Annotated in this window: 18 protein-coding genes; 9 read left to right on the forward strand and 9 right to left on the reverse strand. The window is 66.1% G+C overall.

Translation table 11 applies throughout. From position 1 onward, the window contains the following. Positions 1-210: 210 nt before the first annotated feature. The 3 genes from IP68_RS15320 to IP68_RS15330 all read right to left on the reverse strand — a co-directional run bounded on the left by IP68_RS15320 (position 211) and on the right by IP68_RS15330 (position 2,819). Complete coding sequence (locus tag IP68_RS15320) at positions 211-957, reverse strand: arylmalonate decarboxylase (RefSeq protein WP_054135887.1); 747 nt, start codon at positions 955-957, stop codon at positions 211-213. 20 nt (positions 958-977) lie between these two features. Continuing rightward, on the reverse strand, positions 978-2,183 hold the full coding sequence (locus IP68_RS15325) for an NAD(P)/FAD-dependent oxidoreductase (protein WP_054135888.1): 1,206 nt from the start codon (positions 2,181-2,183) through the stop codon (positions 978-980). Positions 2,184-2,309: 126 nt separating this feature from the next. Then, a complete protein-coding gene (locus IP68_RS15330) occupies positions 2,310-2,819 on the reverse strand; it encodes a MaoC family dehydratase (protein WP_054135889.1) in 510 nt (169 codons plus the stop codon). Between the two features lie 163 nt (positions 2,820-2,982). Here IP68_RS15330 and IP68_RS15335 point away from each other — a divergent pair, with 163 nt between their 5' ends. The 3 genes from IP68_RS15335 (at position 2,983) to IP68_RS15345 (ending at position 7,042) form a co-directional block, all read left to right on the forward strand. After that, entirely contained in the window at positions 2,983-4,335 is a 1,353-nt protein-coding gene (locus tag IP68_RS15335; RefSeq protein WP_054135890.1) for an alpha/beta fold hydrolase, read from the forward strand. 78 nt (positions 4,336-4,413) lie between these two features. Then, positions 4,414-5,877: an NAD(P)/FAD-dependent oxidoreductase gene (locus IP68_RS15340; RefSeq protein ID WP_082382412.1), complete on the forward strand. Its 1,464-nt coding sequence runs from the start codon at positions 4,414-4,416 to the stop codon at positions 5,875-5,877. Continuing rightward, a complete protein-coding gene (locus IP68_RS15345; protein ID WP_197275822.1) occupies positions 5,870-7,042 on the forward strand; it encodes a serine hydrolase in 1,173 nt (390 codons plus the stop codon). The genes IP68_RS15340 and IP68_RS15345 overlap by 8 nt, the downstream gene beginning before the upstream one ends. Before the next feature lie 6 nt (positions 7,043-7,048). Here the strand turns inward: IP68_RS15345 and IP68_RS15350 are convergent, their stop codons facing one another. Beyond that, the gene (locus IP68_RS15350) at positions 7,049-8,047 is read right to left on the reverse strand and encodes a DUF1838 family protein (RefSeq protein WP_197275823.1); all 999 of its coding nucleotides are present in this window, start codon (positions 8,045-8,047) and stop codon (positions 7,049-7,051) included. Between the two features lie 26 nt (positions 8,048-8,073). After that, on the reverse strand, positions 8,074-9,576 hold the full coding sequence (locus tag IP68_RS15355; RefSeq protein ID WP_054135894.1) for an aldehyde dehydrogenase: 1,503 nt from the start codon (positions 9,574-9,576) through the stop codon (positions 8,074-8,076). Between the two features lie 168 nt (positions 9,577-9,744). Between IP68_RS15355 and IP68_RS15360 the strand changes: the two genes are divergently transcribed. From IP68_RS15360 to IP68_RS15375, 4 genes are read left to right on the forward strand one after another with little or no spacing between them, the layout of a single operon-like run. Beyond that, a complete protein-coding gene (locus IP68_RS15360; protein ID WP_054135895.1) occupies positions 9,745-11,295 on the forward strand; it encodes an FAD-binding oxidoreductase in 1,551 nt (516 codons plus the stop codon). Positions 11,296-11,324: 29 nt separating this feature from the next. Continuing rightward, the gene (locus IP68_RS15365; RefSeq protein WP_054135896.1) at positions 11,325-12,239 is read left to right on the forward strand and encodes a polysaccharide deacetylase; all 915 of its coding nucleotides are present in this window, start codon (positions 11,325-11,327) and stop codon (positions 12,237-12,239) included. Further along, positions 12,236-13,384, forward strand: a complete 1,149-nt coding sequence (locus IP68_RS15370; protein ID WP_054135897.1) for an FAD-dependent monooxygenase — start codon at positions 12,236-12,238, stop codon at positions 13,382-13,384. Before IP68_RS15365 ends, IP68_RS15370 begins: the two co-directional genes overlap by 4 nt. 11 nt (positions 13,385-13,395) lie before the next feature. Then, on the forward strand, positions 13,396-14,910 hold the full coding sequence (locus IP68_RS15375) for an aldehyde dehydrogenase (RefSeq protein WP_054135898.1): 1,515 nt from the start codon (positions 13,396-13,398) through the stop codon (positions 14,908-14,910). 12 nt (positions 14,911-14,922) lie between these two features. Here IP68_RS15375 and IP68_RS15380 read toward each other — a convergent pair whose 3' ends face one another. The 3 genes from IP68_RS15380 to IP68_RS15390 form a co-directional block, all read right to left on the reverse strand. Then, on the reverse strand, positions 14,923-15,717 hold the full coding sequence (locus tag IP68_RS15380; protein ID WP_054135899.1) for an IclR family transcriptional regulator: 795 nt from the start codon (positions 15,715-15,717) through the stop codon (positions 14,923-14,925). 95 nt (positions 15,718-15,812) lie between these two features. Further along, positions 15,813-17,177: an MFS transporter gene (locus IP68_RS15385; RefSeq protein ID WP_054135900.1), complete on the reverse strand. Its 1,365-nt coding sequence runs from the start codon at positions 17,175-17,177 to the stop codon at positions 15,813-15,815. Beyond that, positions 17,174-18,208 carry a DUF1838 family protein gene (locus tag IP68_RS15390; RefSeq protein ID WP_054135945.1) on the reverse strand — a complete coding sequence of 345 codons (1,035 nt, stop codon included), beginning with the start codon at positions 18,206-18,208 and terminating at the stop codon, positions 17,174-17,176. Before IP68_RS15390 ends, IP68_RS15385 begins: the two co-directional genes overlap by 4 nt. A gap of 174 nt (positions 18,209-18,382) precedes the next feature. Here IP68_RS15390 and IP68_RS15395 point away from each other — a divergent pair, with 174 nt between their 5' ends. Both IP68_RS15395 and IP68_RS15400 read left to right on the forward strand, forming a co-directional pair. After that, positions 18,383-19,621: a class I SAM-dependent methyltransferase gene (locus IP68_RS15395; protein WP_231684078.1), complete on the forward strand. Its 1,239-nt coding sequence runs from the start codon at positions 18,383-18,385 to the stop codon at positions 19,619-19,621. Positions 19,622-19,637: 16 nt separating this feature from the next. Further along, positions 19,638-20,000 (forward strand): hypothetical protein, encoded by a 363-nt coding sequence (locus IP68_RS15400; RefSeq protein ID WP_054135902.1) that lies wholly within the window; start codon positions 19,638-19,640, stop codon positions 19,998-20,000. Here the strand turns inward: IP68_RS15400 and IP68_RS15405 are convergent. After that, positions 19,997-20,881: an alpha/beta hydrolase gene (locus IP68_RS15405; RefSeq protein ID WP_054135903.1), complete on the reverse strand. Its 885-nt coding sequence runs from the start codon at positions 20,879-20,881 to the stop codon at positions 19,997-19,999. The genes IP68_RS15400 and IP68_RS15405 overlap by 4 nt on opposite strands. Positions 20,882-20,938 lie beyond the last annotated feature (57 nt).

Here is a 20,938-nt window from a genome sequence, read left to right on the forward strand (position 1 = left end):
AGTGTTCCCCGATTTTCCTACCGGGGGACTTGGCGTCCGTCTATGTTGGCGACCGGCGAAAACAACAGTGTGTCCCGTCCGGTGAACGGGCATATATGCACCCTTCCGATTCGGGTCAAACCCTTTTTTGCAGTTTTATGCAATTTCCCCCCTCCACCTTGTCATGGCCATCGCAGATGCCTTTCCGACACAAGGCTCATCGAATGTGCGTTAGAACTCCTTGAGCAGGCGTCCCACAGCTGCAACCTTGTCCTCGATGCCGCACGCCCGCAGCGCATGCCAATAGGTGGCGGTGTTGATCGCGATCACCGGCTTGCCGCGCAGCGCCTCCTGCTCGGCCGCCAGATCGACCATCGACAGATTGGTCCCCACCTGGACGATGGCATCGACATCGGGCCCATCGAGATGCTCGATCACCTCGCGCAGCCGATCGGGTGTTACCTTGGCGATGTCGGTCCAGCACCGGCATTGCAGCGGCACGTCGCGCACCACCGTGAACCCTGATTCTTCGAGGAACCTTTGCACCTCGGCATTGGCGACGGGATAATAAGGCGAAACGAAGCTTACCCGCCGGATCCCGCCATAGGCATGCAGCGCGGCCGCGATCGATTCGGCGCCGGTGCTCGCGCCCACCCCTGCGACCTGTTCGACCCGGCGCTTGAAGTCGACGGATCCCTGGACGCCACCGTAAAAGGTGATCGCCGACATGCCGAGCACGAGATAGTCGGGACGGCAGGTCATCACCGAGCGCACCGCGTCCATCGTGTTTTCCGCGATCGCGGTAGTTCCGGCGATGAAATCCTCGTTCGACAGCGCGACGGGGTCCTCGACATAGATCCGCGAAAAGTGATTGGTCACGCCTCCGGGCCGCATCCGCTCCATGTCGGGCTGCACAACGGTGTTGGTGGACGGCGCCACCACCCCCAGCAGCCTGCGCCAGCCCAGAACATCGCCCATGGCCTTTCCCCTTCGTGAAGTCAGTTGATCGCGCGGGCCTTGTCGAGGCTGTCGAACATCGCCTGCTTGAGCAGATAGGCGCGGCGTCGCTCGTCATCCCCCTGGATCGCAAGCATCGCCTGCCGCCGCAGCTCGTGCCCTTCGCCCGCGCCGCCGCGGATGAAGGCCATGTTCTCTATCGTCTGCGCCTGGGTGAAATCATGCGTCACCTGCCGCCGCTGGCGATCAAACAGGGCGAGCGCGCCGTTGGGCGAACCGTTCTTGAGCGCCGGCGCGAGTTTTTCGAACAGGTTGAACGCATCGTGCAGGCCCGAGTTCATGCCGAAGCCGCCCAGCGGGTTGTTGAGATGCGCGGCATCGCCGATCAGCATCACCCGCCCTTCGCGGAAGGATTTGGCGACGCGTTGGTGCACCCGGTACAAGGTGCGGTGGAAGGTCTTCACGCGCGCGCCATCGCCCACCAATCGCCCGAAGATCGCATCCTTGCGCGCATCGGAGCGCAGATCGTCATCGGTTGCATCGCCATCGGTGGGGACCAGCACCCGCCACAGCGAGGGCACCTTGAGCAGCACCAGCCATTCCTCTGGATCGGAGACATAGTTCACATAAGCCAGGTTATCGAGATGCGCGGTCAGATCCTCGTCGGTCGACAGGCACAGGAACCGTTCGGGATAAGTGAACCCGTCGAACTCGATCCCCAGCCATTTGCGCACCACGCTGTTGGCGCCGTCCGCGGCGATCAGGAAATCGCAGCGGATCTGCTGGATTGCGGTGGGGCTCTCGACGAACACGCTGACGCCCTTGTCGTCCTGATCGAACGCCAGCAGACGGTGGTTGAAGCGCACTTGCGCGTTCGAGTAGCGCGCCAGCCCCTCGGCGAGCGCGCGCGAAAGATGATATTGCTCGCACTGGATGCGGAACGGATAGCGCGTGACATCGGACAGCTCGCCCAGATCGAAGCCGATGACCTCGCCCGACTGGCGATCGCGCCAGTGATAGACCGGCGCCTTCAGCCCGCGCTGCAGCAGCATCGGGGTCACGTCGACCTCGTCGAGCATTTCCAGCGTCGGCGGGTGAAAGGTCGAGGCGCGCAGGTCCTGGGCGCAGTCCTCATTGGCCTCGAGCACGATCACGTCCGCGCCCTGCTTGGCCAGCAAGGTCGCCATGGTCGTGCCCACCGGCCCGGCCCCGACAATTACTACCTGGCAACGTTCTGTTGCGGACATACGTCCTGCCCCTCATCTCGACTGTGATCTGGCTAGAAAGCGCGCGCGCGCCCCGATGCACCCTTGGCCCAAACTATCCGCCTTGCGGCGAGTGCCCGGCCGACCGGCGCGCCCGTGCGTGCAGGATCAATCGTCCATCGGGCCGAAGCCCTTCTTCCAGATCAGCATCACCCGGGTGAATTCGCACACCACATCGCCGGTCTGGTTCCTGCCGATGGTCTTGATGGTGACGATGCCCTGGGTCGGGCGCTTTTCGCTCTCGCGCTTTTCGAGCACTTCGGATTCCGAATAGAGCGTGTCGCCCGCGAACACCGGCTTGAGCAGGCGGATTTCCTTCCACCCCAGATTGGCGACCGCCTTCTGGCTGACGTCGGAAACGCTCTGCCCGGTCATGATCGCCACGGTGAGCGGCGATGCGACCAAAGGCTTGCCGAACTCGGTCTTCGCAGCAAAGTTGGCATCGCAGTGCGCCGGGTGCTGGTTCATCGTCAGCAGCGAGAACCAGATGTTGTCGGTTTCGGTGATCGTGCGGCCCGGGCGATGTTCATAGACATCGCCCACCGCGAACTCCTCGAAGAAGCGGCCATAGGTTTCGCGGTAACGCTGTGGTCCCACCTCGGTTACGCCATCACGCATCGATCATTCCCCTTGGTTTGCATCGCACCGCACATGGCGGCCTTAGCCCCTTGGTGGCAGCGCGGTGGCGAGATCATCGGGCGAGCGGGCGGCTATCCACGATGCGGCCAGTCCCGCGCCGGGCCGGGCTTGCAGGGCGGCGCGATGCGGTAGACACTGCGCCATGCGCATCACCCGACATTATCTGACGCTCGCCGGACGGCGCGTGCATTACCGGATGTGCGGCAGCGGTCCGCCGGTGCTGCTGATCCACCAGAGCCCGCGATCATCGGACGAGTATACCGCGATGATGGCGCAATGGGGCGAGCGCTTCACCTGCATCGCACCCGATTCGCCCGGCTTCGGCCAGTCCGATCCGCTGCCGATCGCAAGCCCGACGACTGAGGACTTTGCCGACGCGATCCTCGACTTTGCTGACGCCGTGGGGTTTCGCGCAATCGCGGCTTATGGCTTCCATTCGGGTGGCATCTTCCTGATGAATGCGCTGCGCCGCCATCCCGAGCGCTTCGTCGCGCTCGCCGTCGGCGGCTATCCCTGCTTTCATCCGCACGAGCTCGACGATGTCGGCGAGGCGTATCTGCGTCCCTTCCACCCCCAGCCTTATGGCGAGCACCTGTTATGGGCATGGAACCGCATGCTCGAACAGAGCTGGTACTTCCCGTGGTACAAGCCCGAACAGGCGCGGCGCATGTCGGCCCCGCATGCCGACCCCATGGTGCTTCATCCGCAGGTGATGGACCTGCTCGCCTCGGGCGATGCCTATCGCCACGGCTATCGTGCCGCGCTCAGCGCCGGCTACGACGTCCCGCCCGCCGGTGCCGATGTGCCGCCCGCCCTGCTCTCGAGCTATTCCAGCGACCCGATGACGGCGCACATGGCGCGGTTTCCTGCGCTGCCTGCTGGATGGAGCACCGCCGAGCAGCCCGATCCGGTAGCCCATTCCAGCGGCAATGCCAATTGGCTCGCGCACCATCCCGCGCCCGCCTTCATGCCTGTGCAGGACATTGACCGAGGCTTTCTTCCGGTTCGAACCGATGCCTTTGACGGGCTGATCCACTGGCGCGGCAGCGGCGACGTGCTGCACATCCACGGGCCCGGCCGATCGCTCGATCTGCTGCCCGAGAGCGTGCTGGCGATCGATCTTCCCGGGCATGGCCTGTCCGATCGCTGGCCGGGCGAGCCGCCGCTCGACTGGGCCGCCTGGGCTGAGGTGATCGATTCAGCAACCAAGCAACTGGGCGCCAGCGACACCCGAAGCGAGCCCTTGCTGCCCGGCGAGCCCGAGCTGCTGTTCCCCGACCTCACGCCCGACCGCTATGGCAACCATCTGGTCAATGCATGGGCGCTGCTGCGCGCAGGCCATGCGTTTTCGCCGCGTTATGCGATCACGCGCGACACGATGGCGCCGATGGCTGAGGGCGCCATGGACTTGACCACCCTGGCGCGCGAGCATCTGGCGCTGATGCGATCGAGCGCCGCCCTGGCGCTGCACCGGGCGCGACTATCCACCAGGTGAACAGCAGCGGCGTTTTGCGCTGGTGCATCGCCAAGCGCCCGGCATAGTGTCGGCTTCGCTCTGCAGGAGTTCAGCCCCATGTCGCACACGATCCTCACCGGTAGCCGCCGCGCCTTTCTCTCCGGAGCCGGCGCAATGTTTGCGACCTCTGCCGTTGCCAAGACCGCAAGGGGAGCCGGCCAGCCCGAAAAGCTCGATGTCATCGTCGTCGGCGCAGGGCTCGCCGGGCTCAATGCGGCGCATGTGCTCGAAAGCCAGGGCCTCAAGGTCGCGGTGCTCGAGGCGAACGACCGCGTCGGTGGACGGCTGCGCACCGGCCATGCCGAAGGCTATACCGCAGAGCTGGGCGGCAGCGAGGTCGGCCCGCTGTATGGCCGGGTGCGCAATGCCTGCACGCAGTTCAATGTCGGCTTGACCGAAGATGGCGGCAAGTCGACACCGTTTGTGCTGAACATCGAAGGGCAGATGGTGCTGCCCAAGGATTGGGCATCGTCGAACGCCAACCACACCATGGGTGCAGAGCGCGAGATCCTGCCCTTTCTCATCCAGAACCGGCTGTTTTTCGACTGGGTGCCGTTCGAGGATCCGGCCGACTGGCTGGAGGCGAAGTATCACGAACACGACATGTCCGCCGCTGCCTATATGCGCGCCAGGGGCGTGTCCGAAGCGGCGATCCGGCTGGCCGATATCGATCTCAATGGACCGAGCGTGCATTCGGTCTCGGCGATGAGCATCTTCCGTGATCTGGCGCGGCTCAAGGTGGAAGGTTTCAATGACCCCACCAAGCCGCAATATGGCGCGGGTAACACCAGCAAGCGGCACTATATCGTCGGCGGATCGGACATGCTGCCCAAGGCCATGGCCGCTGCCCTCAAGGGCCGGGTGATGCTGAAGTCGCCGGTGTCCGCGATCGACCAGACGGCAGATGAGGTCGAGGTGCGGCTGATGGGCGGCGAGCGGATGCGCGCCCGCTTCGTCGTGATGGCCGCCCCCTTCTCGGCGGTGCGTTACATCAACTTTACCCCCGGCCTCCCGATAGCTCAGGCCAATGCGGTGCAGGGCGCGATCTATTCCGCCACCACCCAGTTCCATTTCCGCGTGCTCAAGCCCTTCTGGGAGGCGGACGGCCTGCCCCCTTCGATCTGGTCGGACCGCTTTTTCGAGCGTGCCTTCGTGATGGACAAGGGCGGCGCGCATGGGTCGCTGATCGTCTGGATGAACGGCGACGGTGCAACCCGGCTCGACGCGATGGACCTGCCCACGCAGCGCGCGTTCATCATGGCGGAACTGGCCGCCGCGCGCCCCTCGACCGCAGGCGCACTCGAGCCGCTGTTCGAATACAGCTGGGAGAAGAACCCGTTCGTCGGCGGCAACAAGCACTGCTTTGCCGCAGGCCAGGTCAAGATGTTCGCCAAGGAAATGGCGCTGCCGCATGGCCGGGTGCACTTTGCCGGCGAGCATCTGCGGCGGATGGAACCGGGCATGGAATCGGCGATGGAGACCGCGGAGATCGCGGCGCTCGAGATCCTTGAACGTGCTTAAACCGCTCGCGGCGCTTGCGCTGCTGGCCACGACCGCCGCGACGCCTGCAGACGATGCGACCTATCGCGCGCGGTTCGAGGCGTTCATGGCGAACCCAGCGCAGTTCGATTACAGTCCGATGGAAGCCGTGCCCGGCGCGCCGAAGGTGCAGCATCTGGCCGCTTCGCGCGCGCCGCGGATCGCCGCTGCCGCGCTCGACGAGGCCGCGCGCTATGCGCAAGCCAACCGGTCGAGCGCGCTGCTGGTCTGGCGCGACGGCAAGCTGGAGGCCTCGCGCTATTTCGGCGCCACCACGCGCGACACGCCGTTGGTCGCCAAGTCGCTTGCCAAGCCGCTGACGGCGATCGCGATCGGCCGCGCGATCCAGCTGGGCAAGATCAAGGGGCTGGACCAGCGAATCGCAGACTTCATCCCCGAGCTGGCTGGCACGCCGAAGGCCGCGATCCTGGTGCGGCACCTGCTAGACATGCGATCGGGCCTGCTCGACCAGGGCTATTCGCCCAATCCCGAGCATCCGTGGAACCGGGCGTATCTCGACCCCGATCACGGCGCGTATATCGTGCGCGACTATCCGCTGACCGACCCGCCGGGCACACGCTATGCCTATGCCAATGCGCCGAGCGAACTGATCGCGCTGGTGATCGAACGCGCCACCGGGCGGCGCTATGCCGAGTTCATCAGCAATGAGGTATTGGCCCCCTTGGGCGCTGCGGGCGGCGAGGTCTGGGTCAACCGGCCGCAAGGGCTTGCGCATTCGGGCTGCTGCATCAAGCTTCCCGCCGAGACCTGGATGAAGCTTGCGATCCTGCTGCTTGATGACGGCGAGGCAGGCGGCAGACGGCTGCTGCCCAAGGGCTATGTCCGCGCGATGCGCACCGGCACGCCGCAGAACCCGAACTTCGGCCTGGGGTTGTGGCTGGGCGAGCCTTATCGCGAGCGCCGCGGCTTCGGCGCGCCGGGCACCGCCGGACCGCAGGTGCTGCATTCGGCAGCCTATCTCGACCCCGAGATGTTCCTGTTCGATGGCAACTCCAACCAGACGGTGCACATCAGCCCGAAGCACCGGCTGATCGTGCTGCGGATGGGCGAGACTCCGCCCAAGATCCCCGAATGGGACAATGCAAAGCTGCCCAACCTGCTGATCCGGGGCCTGGGCCTGCGCTGACCGCCGCTATTTCTTGCGGCTGTAGCCGGGCGTTTCGGGCGGCACCTGTTCGGCATAATGTTCGAGCGTGCCGATCACGCCGAGGTCGGGGCCATCGACCGGTTCCTCGAACAGGTCGGGCCGGTCGCGCTCGACGCGCTTGCGCACCGCTGGCGGCACATCGTCCATCCCGCCGGTGATCTTGTAGGTGTGCATCCGCCCCATCAGCACGCCGTCCACGCCGCTCTGCCCCATGCGCATCCACGGCCACCACGGCGCCTGCCGCATGAAGCCGCCGGTATAGGGCGCCGAGACGACATCGCGGTCATCGATCGCCGCGCGCGGGGTGAACAAGGTGAAATGCTCGGACGGATTGACGCGTTTGCCGGTCGAGGCCTTGGGCCAGCCTGCAGGCGTCACCGGGTTGGTGTATTCGTGCGCATAGTCCCAGCCGAGCAGATACTGGTCGCCGATGGGCTGCCAGGGCAGCCTGTAAGGCTCTCCGGCCCCGCCCTTTCCGATGTCGTTGTTCACCGTCTCGCCATCGCCGACCTTGAACACCTTGCGGGTGAGGCCAAGCGTCCCGCGAAACTTGTCGTTGAGGAAATTGAACACCTCGACCCGCTCGCCGGTCCATGGATTGTCCCAGTGATCGAGGATCTCGCCGGTGGCAAGGTCGGTGAAATAGCCGCATTCTTTGCCGATGACGCGCACCGATCCATCGGGCTCGATGGCGTTGCGGATGTTGCCGAAGCCGGCATAACCGAACACCGGCTTGGCGCGGTTGGCGCCGACGATCGCATATTGCACCCCCTGATAGCCCGAGAGCACCGCCTTTTCGCCGATCGTTCCCCACATCTTGGCAAAGCCGTAAAGGTTGTCGCGCGGATCCATGATGTCGAGCGGGCGGATGTTGCCGGTTCTTGCCTGTGCGATTCCGGGCAGGGTCGCCGCGGTCGCCAGCCCCGCCACGCCGCCGAACAGCGTCCGGCGCGAAATGCTCGCGCACACCGATTCATAGATCATCGCATTGTCCTTTGGGTACGCGCCGGTCAGAGGACCGCGCAGACGGTTTTCCATTCGAGATAACTGTCGAGCGCGGCGCGCCCGCTGTCGCGGCCATATCCGGATTGCTTGATGCCGCCGATCGGCAGCGCGGCGTCGTACATCAGGTGGCAGTTGATCCAGACGGTGCCCGCCTCGATGGCATCGGCCATACGGTGCGCATGGCTGAGCGACTGGGTCCAGATGCTCGCGGCAAGGCCGTAGTCGCTATCGTTGGCCGCTGCGATCACCGCGTCTGCGTCATCGAATTCCTGCGCCACCAATACGGGCCCGAACACCTCCTCGCGCACGATCGGCATGTCGGGGGTGACATCGGTGATCACCGTGGGCTGGACGAAGGTGCCCGCATCTCCGAAGCGCTCCCCCCCGGTCAGCACGGTCGCCCCGCCATCGCGCGCGGCAGATATGAAGCCCTCGACCCGCTCGGCCTGCAACCGCGAGACCAAGGGCCCCATCTGGGTTGCAGGATCGAGCCCGTGCCCAGCGACCAGACCCTGCGCATAGGCTGCCACGCCCTTGAGCAGTTCGTCCTTTATGGCGCTGTGCACATACAGCCGCGATCCCGCGACGCAAACCTGGCCACCGTTGAAGAAGATCGCGTTGGCAACGCCGGGGATCGCCAGCTCCAGATCGGCATCGGGCATCACGATCATCGGCGACTTGCCGCCGAGCTCGAGGCTGACGCGCTTGAGGTTCCCCTTGGCGGCATCGATGATCGCGCGGCCGGTCTGGGTCGATCCGGTGAATGCGATCTTGTCGACACCATGGTGCGCCGCCAGCGCCGCGCCCGCCTCTCCGCCCAGCCCCGTGACGATGTTGAGCACGCCCGCCGGGATGCCCGCGTCCATCAGCAGCTCGCCCAGCCTGAGCGCCGAGAGCGAGGTGTTTTCCGCGGGCTTGAGCACGATGGTGCAGCCCGCCGCCAGCGCAGGCGCCAGTTTCATCGCGGTGAGCACCAGGGGCGAGTTCCACGGCACGATCGCGCCGACCACGCCCACCGGCTCGCGCTTCGTCCAGCTCGCCATCTTCTTGCCCGCGGGCTGATAGTCGATCGAGGATTCGATCACCTGCCCCTCGATGGCCATCGCCTGGCCCGCAAAGAAGCGGAACTGGTTGACCGCGCCGGGGATTTCCGCCCAGCGCCCGACGAACAGCGGCTTGCCCTGGTCGAGCGTCTCGATCTCGGCGAGCTCGTCGATATGCGCCTCGATGAGGTCGGCGGCGGCCCAGAGGATCTTGGCGCGGTTCAGCGGCGTGGTCGCCTTCCATCCCGCCAGCGCCGCGCGCGCAGCGACCACCGCGGCATCGATTTCGGGCGCGCCGCCGCGCGGCAGCACGCCGATCTGGTCGCCGATTGCGGGGTCGACGGTGGCAAAGGTCTCGCCCTGCCCGCCGGTCCATTCGCCGCCGATCAGCAGCCCCTGGCCCTGGCCCCTGCGGGCGAGGAAGGCGGTCACGCTGTCGGAAAGCGGCGGTCGGGCGAAGGCCATGCGGATGAAACTCCCTGTATCTGATGACGAGGCTAGAAAATCGTGCTCGCCATGTAATCATTACGCGACCATCAACCGCAAGGCGGATAAATCGGCAGTGTCCCGTGTCGGCGCGGCCACCAACATGGTCGAACCGACGCGGAGCAGCCAGGGAGCCACGAACAGTCTATGGCAGACGATATCACCGGATTGCCGCAATCGCTGGCCGATGCGCTGGGCGCTGCCCAGGTGCTGACCGGGGCGGACCGGCTGGCCTTTTATGCGCACGACGTTTTCACCCACGGCGCGCACGCGCTGTGCGTCGTGCGCCCGGCCGATAGTGCAGGCGTGCAGGCGGCGGTACGGCTGTGCGCACAAGCCGGGGTGGCGATGGTGCCGCGCGGCGGCGGTGCGTCTTATTCGGACGGCTATCTGATCGATCGGCCGCATGTGCTGTTCGATCTCTCAGCGCTGCAGGCAATCGAGATCGACCAGCGCGATGCGTACGTCCGCGTAGGGGCGGGCGTCACTTGGGCCGCCCTCAAGGCCGCGCTCGACCCGCTTGGCCTGCGCACGCCGTTCTGGGGGCCGTTTTCCGGCATCGCCGCGACCATCGGCGGCAGCGTCAGCCAGAACACGATCAGCCACGGCAGCGGCGCGCACGGAATCTCCGCGCAATCGCTGTTGGGGATCGAGGTCGTGCTGGCCGATGGCAGTCTGCTCAACACCGGGGTTACCACCGGCACCCGCCATTACGGACCCGACCTCACCGGGCTGTTCACCGGCGATTGTGGCGCGCTGGGCGTAAAGGTCGCGATCACGCTGCCGCTGATCGCCGCGCGGCCCGCGTTCGACACCGCAAGCTTCGCCTTCGTCGATTTCACGAGCTATCATCGCTCGGTCGCCCAGCTCGCGCGCGAAGGGCTGGACGAGGAGCATTTCAGCATCGACCAGGCCCTGTCGCAGGGCCAGATCGCGCGATCGGAAGGGACCGCGGCCAAGGTCACCATCGCACGCAACGTGATGCGGGCCGCGCCCAACCCTGTCTCAGGCCTGTTCCAGCTGGGCAAGATGGCGCTGGCGGGCGAATCCGAGATGCGCGAGGCGCGCTACAGCTGCCATGTCATCGTCGAGGGCGTCGACAAGGCCGATGTCGCAGCGCGCCTGACGCGCATCCGCTCGATCATGACCGCAGACGGGCAGGAGATCGCCAACACCGCCGCCGCCTTCGTCCGCTCGATGCCGTTTGCGCCGTTGTTCAACGTGCTCGGCCCCAAGGGCGAGCGCTGGGTGCCGCTGCACGGCATCTTCGCGCACAGCGCGGCGGATGAATTCCACGCGGCGTTCGAGCGGTTTCTGGGCGAGCAGCAGCCCGAGATGGACCGCCACGGCCTGTGGACCGGAACGATGTTCAGCAGCATCGGCGGGCACGGGCTGCTCTACGAGATCGCGATCTACTGGCCCGATGCGGTTACGCCTTATCATCGCGAGGTGCTGGGCGCGGAGTATCTCGCCACTATCCCGGCCTATCCCGACAACCCCGAGGCGCGCGCGTTCGCGCACCGGTTCAAGGCGGCGCTGGTCGATCTGATGCAGGCGCACGGGAGCGCCCATTTCCAGATCGGGCGCGCCTATCCCTATCTCGAGCGGCTCGATCCGGCAGCGCGCGCGCTGCTTCAGGCGACCAAGGCCGCGCTCGATCCGCACAACCTGATGAACCCCGGCGTGCTCGGGCTCTGATCCGCACCTCCACCGCATAAAGGCAGACGATGGACTACGATTATATCCCGCTTCCCCAGCGCCGGCCGCTCAAATGGCCGAACGGGGCGCGCGTCGCGCTGATCCTTACCTTCAATCTGGAAACCTGGGATCTCACCAAGGATACCGACAAGCCCTATTACGCCGGCGGTCCTGCGATCCTGCCCGATGTGCTGCCCGGCAACACGCCCGATTTCCCCAATTTCACCTGGCGCGAATATGGCCAGCGGGTCGGCATCTGGCGATTGTTCGAGCTGTTCGATCAACTGGGGGCGAAGGCGAGCTGCACCACCAATGCGGTCACCTTCCAGCGGCGCAAGGCGATGACCGATGCGGTGCTCGAGCGCGGCTGGGAGCTGCTGACGCACAATTGGGAACAGGGCGAGCTGCTCAGCAACTTCGCGCACGAGCCCGAAAAGGAGCGCGATATCATCCTGCGCTCGCTCGCCGAGTTCGAAAAGCACACCGGGCGCAAGTCCAGGGGCTGGCTGTCCAGCTCGCTGCGCGGGACGATGCAGACTGCAGACATTCTCGCCGAGCAGGGCTGCACCTTCTACTGCGACATCATGAACGACGATCAGCCCTATCTGCTGCGGACCCCGCACGGCCCGATCGTCTCGGTGCCCTATTCGAACGAGATCAACGACTTCACCTTCATCACCCGCAAGAACTTCACCACCGATCAGTTCGCGCAGGCGCTGATCGAAGAGCTCGACGTGCTGCATGAGGAAGGCGCGGTGACCGGGCGAATCATGAATGTCGGGCTCCATCCGCACGTCTCGGGCCGCGCGCACCGCATCCGCGCGATCCGCGAGTTCATCGAGCACGCGCAATCGCTTCCCGGCATCTGGTGGGCGACCCGCGAGGAGATCGCCGCCTGGTATCTGGAGAACCACGAATCGCACATTCCGGGGCAGCTGGGATGAGCAGGCCCGCGATCCTGATCGTCGGCGGGGGCATCGGCGGGTTGACAGCGGCGGCGGGGCTGGCGCAGGCGGGCTTCGCGGTCACCGTGCTCGAGGCCGCACCCGCGTTCGGCGAGATCGGCGCGGGTGTCACGCTCTCGCCCAACGCGATGCACGGGTTCGATTTCATCGGCTGCATGGAAGAGGTTGCCGCCGCCGGCGTCGAGCCGAAGCGCCAGCGGATCCAGCACTGGCAGGATGGCCGTGCGCTGCTGACGCTCGAGCGTGCCGATGCGCGCGAAAAATACGGCGCGCCTTACGTCTATATCCACCGCGCCGATCTGCACGCGATCCTGGTCGAGACCGCACGCAAGGCCGGCGTGACCTTGCGCGCCGATGCGGCGGTGGTCTCGAGCGAGGGGACCACTGTCACGCTGGCCAATGGCGAGACGGTCAGCGGCGACGTGCTGGTCGGTGCCGACGGCCTCAAGTCCGCGATCCGCGACCGGTTCGAACCGGTCAAGGCGCATTTCACCGGCCATGTCGCCTGGCGCGCGGTGGTGCCGGTCACCGACGGCTTGCGCCCGCTGGTCGACTGGCCCGGCATCCATATCGGCCCGGGCAAGATGATCACCCGCTATCCGGTGCGCGGCTCGAACCTGCTCAACATGGTGTTCTTCGCGCGGCAACCGGGCTGGCAGGACGATGGCTGGACCATCCCGGCCGAGCCGGGCGAACTGCGCGCGCTCTACGCCGATTGGGAACCCGATGTTCAGGCGATGATCGCGGCGGCCGAAGCGGTCCCGCATTTCCGCTGGGCCTTGAACGCGCGTCAGCCGCTCGAGAGCTGGATCGCCGACGAACGCGTCACGCTGCTCGGCGATGCGGCGCATGCGATGACGCCGTTCCTGGGCCATGGCGCGGCCTGCGCGATCGAGGATGCGGTGGTGCTGGCGCGGGCGATGGCCGCGAGCGAAACACCCGAAGAGGGACTGCAGCGCTACCAGGCCGCGCGGATCGAGCGCACGACCTTCATCCAGGCCGAATCGAACGCCAATGCCGACCGGATGCAGGGCCAGGAGACCGACCTGTTCGGGCTGGGCGAACTGCGCAACGAAGAGACCCTGGGCCTGTTCGACTATGATTGCCGCAGCGTTGCGGTTTAAGGATTGCGGCCATGACCACCCCTCCCCTGCCCTTTGACGGCCATTCGGTCAGCGATGCGACCCGCGCCTTCCTGCAGCGCGACCACCTGTTGTTCATCGACGGTGCCTGGCGCGATGCCAGCGGCGATGGCTGGATGGAGACGCGCGATCCCGCGACCGGGCTGGTCGCCGCGCGCTTTGCGATCGGCGAGGCGGCCGATGTCAACGCCGCGGTGGTCGCCGCGCGCAACGCGTTCGACGGCGGCTGGGCACGCTCGCAACCCGCCACTCGCGCTGCGCTGCTGCGCAGGCTGGCCGATCTGGTGCAGCGCGATGCGCAGATGCTCGCCGAACTCGAGGTGATCGACAGCGGCATGCCGTTGTTCATCGCCAGCCTGACGGTGAGCAACTGCACCGAGATGCTGCATTATTACGCGGGGCTTGCCGGCACCATCGAGGGCACGACAACCACCCCGCCCGCGCATGTCACGCACGATGCCGAGGCGATCACCTACACACTACGCGAGCCGGTGGGGGTGACCGCGCACATCATCCCGTGGAACGTGCCCCTCTCGATGGCGGTGCTCAAGCTTGCCCCCTCGCTCGCCGCGGGATGCACCGCCATCGTCAAGCCCAGCGAGGAGACCCCGCTCACCGCGCTGGCGCTCGCCGATCTGATCGCGGAGGCCGGATTTCCCGCAGGCGTGGTCAACATCGTCAACGGCACCGGCGGCACCGTGGGTGCGGCGCTGGCCGGACATCCGGGGATCGACAAGGTGGCGTTCACCGGATCGACCGCGACCGGCCGGCGGATCGTCGAGGCAGCTTTGGGCAACCTCAAGAAGGTCACGCTCGAACTGGGCGGCAAGTCGCCCGTCGTGGTGATGCCCGATGCCGACCTTGCGCTCGCCATCCCCGGGGTCGCGATGGCGACCTATTTCCTGGGCGGGCAGAACTGCATGGCGGGCACGCGCATCTTTGCGCATGCCGATATCCACGACGCGCTGGTCGATGGGCTGGTCGCGTTCTCGCAGAGCATGGTGGTCGATCATGGCCTGGCCCCCGGGTGCCAGATCGGCCCGATGGTCTCGCCCGCGCATGGCGCCAAGGTGATGGGCTATATCGCGCGCGGCCTCAGCGAAGGCGCGGTGCTGCGCACCGGCGGCGAGCGGCTCGACCGGCCAGGCAGCTTCATCGCGCCCACCATCTTCACCGGCACCACCCCGGACATGGGGATCGTGCAGGACGAGATCTTCGGCCCGGTGATGGCGGTGCAAAGCTTCGACACGCTCGATATCGATGCCATCGCGGCGATGGCGAACAACTCGCCTTATGGCCTGTCGGGCAGCGTGTGGACGACCTCGCTGTCATCCGCGCACAAGATCGCCGCGCGCATCCGCTCGGGCCATGTCTCGATCAACTGCCATGGCGCGGTGGCGCACAACATCCCGTTCGGCGGCTATGGCCAGTCGGGCTGGGGACGCGAGTTCGGGCGCGAGAGCCTCGACAATTATCTCGAGACCAAGGCGGTCACCGCCAGACTCTGACAGAGGCCTGACTCAAGCCGCGACCGGCTCCGCCACCGCCTTATCGAGCGCCTCGCCGATGGTCCGCGCGGTGGCGAGCATCTCGGGCAGATAGCTTTCCAGCGCGTTTTCCAGTTTCAGCGCCGAGGCGAAAAACACCAGGGTCATCGCAGCCTCGAACCGGCCCTGCTTGAAGATCGGCACCGCGATCGAGGATGTCTTGCCCGGCGTGTGGTTGAAGTAATTGCGCCCCTGCACCGCATAGCCGCGCGCGCGGATGCCTTCCGCATTCAACGCCAGCTCGGCTGCCGCCAGATAATTGGGGTCGATGTCCTGGTCGGCGCGCATCCATTTGAGGATCTGCGCGCGCTCGTCGTCATCGGCATAGGCCATCGACAGCTTGCCCGAGGCGCTGTCGAGCAGGGGCAGCGTGAAGCCCGGATAATATTGCGCGAAGGTCAGCGAGGTGTTGGCGTGGGTCGAATCGCACAGCATCATGTTCTTGCCCACCCGGATCGCGATCGAGACCGGCCAGCCCACCTTGCGGGTGAGATCGACGATCGGCGCGCGCGCAGCCTCGACCAGCACGCCGTCCTGCTGATATCCGCTCGACAGGCTCTGCACCAGCAGCGTGGGGCGATAGCGCTTGCGCGCGGGCTCCTGCTCGATCAGCCCTTCATACAGCAGAGTCTGCACGATGCGGTGCGCGGTGGGATAGGGCACGTTGGCGGCGCGCGAGATTTCCATCATCGTCATCGACCGGTTGCGATTGATCGCCTTGAGCGCCGCAATCGCGCGGCTGAACGACTGGATCGGAACACCCTTCATCTGACAGCTCCCTTTCGCTGCGGGCCGCCGTGACCGGGCGCGCCCTCATGCGAATGCTGCGTCAAACTATCCGGATGGTGGCTGTTGATCCAGTTTTATCCGACAGGCGGATATCGACGCCCCCAGATTCCGATGATGGCCGCGCCGGTGAGCGTGAGCAGCGGCGGGATCAGCCCGAAGGCAAGCCCGACGCCCAGCACCGCGCTCTCGCTTTGCGGCAGCCCCGCGACCGCGCGCGCGGCATCGAAGCCGAAGGCGGAGAGGACAAGCCCGGTGAGCAAGGTGCCGCCCAGCGCAAAGGCGATCTTGTCCGCGGCGATCCAGGCAGCAGAATACAGCCCCGAATGCTCCGAATCATCGGCAGCGATATCCGCGAGCATCGAAAAGCCGATCACGGTCCATCCCGAATTGCCGATCGCGGCGGTGAAGGCGAGCAGATAGGCGACCTCGATCGGCTGATCGGCCAGCGCCAGCCAGACCATGTAGCTCAGCGAATAGATCACCGATCCGGCGATGAACGCGGCGGGCTTGCCGAAGCGCCCCGCGACCCACACCCACATCGGCTGCGCGGCGATGATGCCGACACAGGCGCACACGATGATGATCCCGATCACCTGCAGCGCATCGGTGCGCCCCGATTGATAGGTCAGGAAATACAGCATGGTCGCATAGCCCATGCCGCTACCGGTCAATTGCAGGAAGTTGGCGGCAAACAGGCTGGCGAAGCGCCTTTTGGCGAACAGCCCGCCCATCGCGCCCAGCCTCAGCGGCGGCAGCGCGGGCCCGCCACGCGCGCCATCCGCGCGATGACCGATGCCGAAGAACGCCAGCAGCAGCGAGCCCGATGCGATCACCGAGAGCACCATCGCCATCTGCTGGTATCCGCCCATACCGCCGCCGAAATGCTCCACCAAAGCCGGGGCGACCGCGCCTGCGGTGAGCACGCCGACAGCGGTGAACACCAGCCGCCACGCCATCAGCACGGTGCGCTGGCGCTCGTTCGATGCGAGTTCGCCCGCGATCGCGAGATAGGGGACGGAGAAGGTTGCAAACACCATCATGTACAGGCTGAAGGTCATCGCCACCCAGGCGACGCGCAGCGCGTTGCCGTCTTCAGGCACGCGAAACAGCAGGTTGAGCGCCACCGGCGCCAGCACCGCGCCGATCAGCAGCCAGTAGCGTCGCGGCATCCGGGCCTTGAACCGGTCGGACAGCATGCCCGCGGCAAAATCGCTGCCCACGCCAAACACCAGTTTGGGCAGGAAGATCGCCGCGCCCGCCAGCGCGACATCCATGCCCACGACATTGGTCAGGAAGAACAATAGCAGCAGCGAGGGGATATCGCGGAAGATCTGCCCCGCGATCTGCCCCACGCCATAGCCCATCTGCCCGCCGAGCGAGAGCCGGGCTGCGGCGGCGGGCGGGGCATCGGCCGCCAGCGGTTCCGCCTGCGCGGTCACGGACGTGGCGGCATCGGCGGCAGCGTCGGCGCGGCAGGCGGCTGCGGCGGGGTCCAGCCCTGGGGCACCGGCGCGGGCTTCTGCGTCATCTTGTAGTTTTCCAGGCTGGACAGCGACGGCCCGTAATCTTGCGTCGGTGCGGTCAGATAACCCGGATCGATCTTGCGCGCGGCCTCGACCAGATCGGCGGGCAGGTCCTTGATGCCGTTGGTCATCGTGCCGAACGAGGCGAAATAGTTGATGAACCCGGGCGCCTCGCCCATCAGCATCCAGGGCAGCCACGGGGTAATCCGTGACCAGCTGCCGGTGACCGGAATCGCGGTGAGCTTGCGGTTCTCGATATCGGCCTTGTCCACGAAGAACAGGAAATGCTCGGACACGCGGTTGAACGCGCCCGCCGATTCGCGCGGCCAGTCCTTCGGCTGAAGCGAGGCGGGATAGAACAGGTCGATCCCCGTCTCCAGGATCAGCGTGTTGCCCGGCCCGTCGCTCCAGTTGAGCAGGAACGGCTCGGGCGGGCGGGTATCCTTGTTGAGCCCGCCATAGCTCGGCGGCTGCGGCTTGGTGTCGCGGATGTCGTAGTTGAACGGATCGTTGGCGATCGGCACCACCTTCACCGTCTCGTTCGTGTAGGGGTTCTTCCAGCTGTCCATGATCTTGCCGGTTTCCAGATCGCGGTAGAACACCACCTCCTTCAGCACGCGGCGCCAGTTGCCATCGGGCAGGCGCAGCGTGCGGACGACCGAAAAGCCGTCGATCTTGAACAAAGGCTTCACCTTTTCGTTGTCGCGCACGCCATAGACGGTGCCGGTGATGCGGCTGACCTTCTGTCTGGTCGTATCGATCTCGCCATCGATGCGCGCATAGGTATCGCGGTTCCAGACCGGGTCCTTGAGGTCGATCTTCGAAACGAAGGACGGCGTTTTCGCCGCCGCCGCCACCGCGCTGCCTGCCCATCCTGCGAGCATCAGCCCGCCGACCGCAAGGCCCAGCGTGAGCTGCCTGAAAAGTCCCGAAGCCCGGTATGCCATCATGTCCTCCTGAGGCGCGTCCTGATGGAAACAGATTGATGGCAAAGTTGTGCGCCGCCGCAAGGCTTGTGAACAATTATCCACGCACCGGATAGTCCGCTTATCCTGCGCTTGCCATGCCGGGCATGAATCGGCGAAGCTCGGCAGACCGGACATTGCCCTTGCGTCCGCTCGATGGAGACACGCCTTATGCTCAACTGCTTCCAGCAGGCGCACCACGCGATGCTGCCCGTGCCAACGCACGACGAGGCATCGCGCCAGGAATTCGCCAAGAGCCTCAAGGGCTTCATCCAGTCCGGGCTGTTGCCGGGGCTCGCCCCGGTCTACCAGACCCGCGCGGCCAAGGCGTTCGAGCGCGAGCACGGCCGCAAGCCCGAAGACCGCCGCGACATCCGAGCTGCAATGGTGCCCGATCCCTATTTCCTGCTCTACGCCTCGATCAACCGCATCGCGCAGGAGCTGCTGTGGGAAGCGACCAACCTTTCGGTCGAGCGCGCATTGCCCGATCTGATCGCGAAGGCGAAGGCGCTCAGCGCCTCGAGCAAGGCGCAGCTGGTCATGCCCGAGGGCTTTGTCCCGCCGCGCTACGTCACCGCGCTCGATATCCACTGCATGCCCGGCGGCTATGCCAGCGAGGTGTGCCAGGACGATGTCTCGGTGGCCGTGCTCTACGACCGCGGCGTGTTCCTCTATTCGATGGGCTATGGCGGGCCGCATAACGACGACATGGGCCGGTCGGTGTGCAATTATGTCCAGCGGACCATGCCCGAGTTCAAGCCGCGCCGCATTCTCGACATGGGCTGCACCGTCGGCCACTCGACCCTGCCCTACAAGGAATATTTCCCCGATGCCGAAGTGTGGGGAATCGATGTCGGCGGCCCGTGCATCCGCTACGCCCATGCCCGCGCGGCGGCTTTGGGGCACGAGGTCAACTTCGCGCAGATGAATGCAGAAGACACCAGCTTTCCCGAAGGCCATTTCGATCTCGTCGTCAGCCACATCCTGCTGCACGAGACCAGCGGCAAGGCGATGCCGCGCATCTTCAAGGAGGCCTACCGGCTGCTCGCGCCCGGCGGGCTGATGATCCACGCCGATCTGCCGCCGTTCGACCTGATGGACCCGTTCACCCAGTTCATCCTCGACAACGAGACCTGGTACAACAACGAGCCGTTCTGGGGCGCGATGCGCGACATGGACCAGCTTTCGCTGGCCGAGGCTGCAGGCTTTCCGCCCGGCGAGGCGCGCTTCACCACCGCGCCGATGGCGATCATGGAGTTCATGGGAGCCGGCTATGCGGCGGACGCGACCGAAAGCGTCGCCGATCGCGAATTCACCGCGGGCGAATATGCTCCCGGCGGCGGCTGGGAAGTGCTGATCGCGCAAAAGCCCATCGATCTCGCCGCAGCCGCCTGAGACAAGGAACAGACCCATGACCCAGACTGCCGACCGCCCGCACGTCATCAAGGACGCCAAGGGCAAGCGCCCGCAATTCTATGCCGGGCCGGGGATCGATCAGCTGATGTCGATGGTGATGGTGCTGGCGGGCGAGGTCTGCATGCTGCGCGACCGGATGGATGCGCAGGAACGCGTCGCCAGGATGCACGGAATCAACCTCGCCGAGGGGATCGACGCGCTGACGCTTGACGAAGAGGCGCTGCAGACGCGCGAGGCCTATCGTCAGGATTTCCTCGACCGCCTGTTCTACCTGGCGCGCAAGGAGGCGAACGAAGCCGCCGCGCAGGAGACCGACGAGGCCTATCGCGCGACGATCGCCGATATCGCGGTGAACTAACGCTGCATCAGCGTCTCGCCGGGGCGCGTGCCGACAGCAGCGAGCATGTCTGCGCGCGCGGTAGCGTCGCCTTGGGCCCAGCCTTGCAGCATCAGCAGCGAAAGCGCAGCGGCGCGGTCGAGCTGGGCAAGCTGCCTGGGCCCCGGCAGCTCCGGCCGGCAGATCGCGCCGCCGAAATAATGGTCGACCCCGTCCAGCACCAGCCCGAAGCGGTCGCCCCTTGCGGGCGCGGATTCGAATGCCAGCAGATGGCTGGTCCACCCATCGGCGCCGGGCGGAATGTCCGCAGTGCCGGTCTGGATCAGCACTGGCACCGCCAGTGCGGAATAGCCTTTGGCATCGATCAGCGGAGCCATCGCCCCGGGCGGCGAGAAGGCGAGCGTCAGCACCGCGCGCGGATCACGCAGCGGTCCCGTCACCCCCTCGGGCAGCAGGGGCTCGGCGCCCCCCAGAGCCAGCGCCCCCAGCGCGCCATAGCTGTGCCCGGCGGCGACATACTGCGCATTCTCGATGGTCGCGGTCAGGCCGCGCATATCCTCGATCCGTGCCGCCCAGCCCGCCAGCCCGGCAAAGCTGGCGCGGTCGGGATGGTCGGTCGAATCGACATGCAGCGGCGCGAGCACGCGGTACCCCGCCTGGGTCCAGCGAGCGAACAGCGCCTCGTACTTCCAGGGGGCCGAGGCTGCGCCATGGCCGAAGACAATCGTGCCGCGGCGCTGCCCCGCAGGATCATAGCGCCAGGTGCGGCACACCCGCGCCGACGGCAGCGCCACGTCGATGACCTCCGGGCCGGACGCGCGGGCCAGCGCGGGAACACGCGCGATCGCGCCGAGCGCGAGGGCAGAGCCGATCAGGCCGCGACGGGTGAGGCAAGGGGTCATCGGACAATCCCATCATCGCAGCCGGGTTTTGGCCATTTGCCACCCCGGCTTGTCCGC

Source organism: Blastomonas sp. AAP25, assembly GCF_001295965.1.
GTDB lineage: Bacteria > Pseudomonadota > Alphaproteobacteria > Sphingomonadales > Sphingomonadaceae > Blastomonas > Blastomonas fulva.

Bases quoted from the DNA above. Each gene is read 5' to 3' on its own strand.
- IP68_RS15405 (WP_054135903.1), bottom strand. From the start codon at position 20,881: ATGACCCCTTGCCTCACCCGTCGCGGCCTGATCGGCTCTGCCCTCGCG.
- IP68_RS15325 (WP_054135888.1), bottom strand. From the start codon at position 2,183: ATGTCCGCAACAGAACGTTGCCAGGTAGTAATTGTCGGGGCCGGGCCG.
- IP68_RS15375 (WP_054135898.1), top strand. From the start codon at position 13,396: ATGACCACCCCTCCCCTGCCCTTTGACGGCCATTCGGTCAGCGATGCG.
- IP68_RS15395 (WP_231684078.1), top strand. From the start codon at position 18,383: ATGGAGACACGCCTTATGCTCAACTGCTTCCAGCAGGCGCACCACGCG.
- IP68_RS15400 (WP_054135902.1), top strand. From the start codon at position 19,638: ATGACCCAGACTGCCGACCGCCCGCACGTCATCAAGGACGCCAAGGGC.
- IP68_RS15365 (WP_054135896.1), top strand. From the start codon at position 11,325: ATGGACTACGATTATATCCCGCTTCCCCAGCGCCGGCCGCTCAAATGG.
- IP68_RS15390 (WP_054135945.1), bottom strand. From the start codon at position 18,208: ATGGCATACCGGGCTTCGGGACTTTTCAGGCAGCTCACGCTGGGCCTT.
- IP68_RS15330 (WP_054135889.1), bottom strand. From the start codon at position 2,819: ATGCGTGATGGCGTAACCGAGGTGGGACCACAGCGTTACCGCGAAACC.
- IP68_RS15340 (WP_082382412.1), top strand. From the start codon at position 4,414: ATGTCGCACACGATCCTCACCGGTAGCCGCCGCGCCTTTCTCTCCGGA.
- IP68_RS15350 (WP_197275823.1), bottom strand. From the start codon at position 8,047: ATGATCTATGAATCGGTGTGCGCGAGCATTTCGCGCCGGACGCTGTTC.
- IP68_RS15320 (WP_054135887.1), bottom strand. From the start codon at position 957: ATGGGCGATGTTCTGGGCTGGCGCAGGCTGCTGGGGGTGGTGGCGCCG.
- IP68_RS15360 (WP_054135895.1), top strand. From the start codon at position 9,745: ATGGCAGACGATATCACCGGATTGCCGCAATCGCTGGCCGATGCGCTG.
- IP68_RS15335 (WP_054135890.1), top strand. From the start codon at position 2,983: ATGCGCATCACCCGACATTATCTGACGCTCGCCGGACGGCGCGTGCAT.
- IP68_RS15370 (WP_054135897.1), top strand. From the start codon at position 12,236: ATGAGCAGGCCCGCGATCCTGATCGTCGGCGGGGGCATCGGCGGGTTG.
- IP68_RS15380 (WP_054135899.1), bottom strand. From the start codon at position 15,717: ATGAAGGGTGTTCCGATCCAGTCGTTCAGCCGCGCGATTGCGGCGCTC.
- IP68_RS15355 (WP_054135894.1), bottom strand. From the start codon at position 9,576: ATGGCCTTCGCCCGACCGCCGCTTTCCGACAGCGTGACCGCCTTCCTC.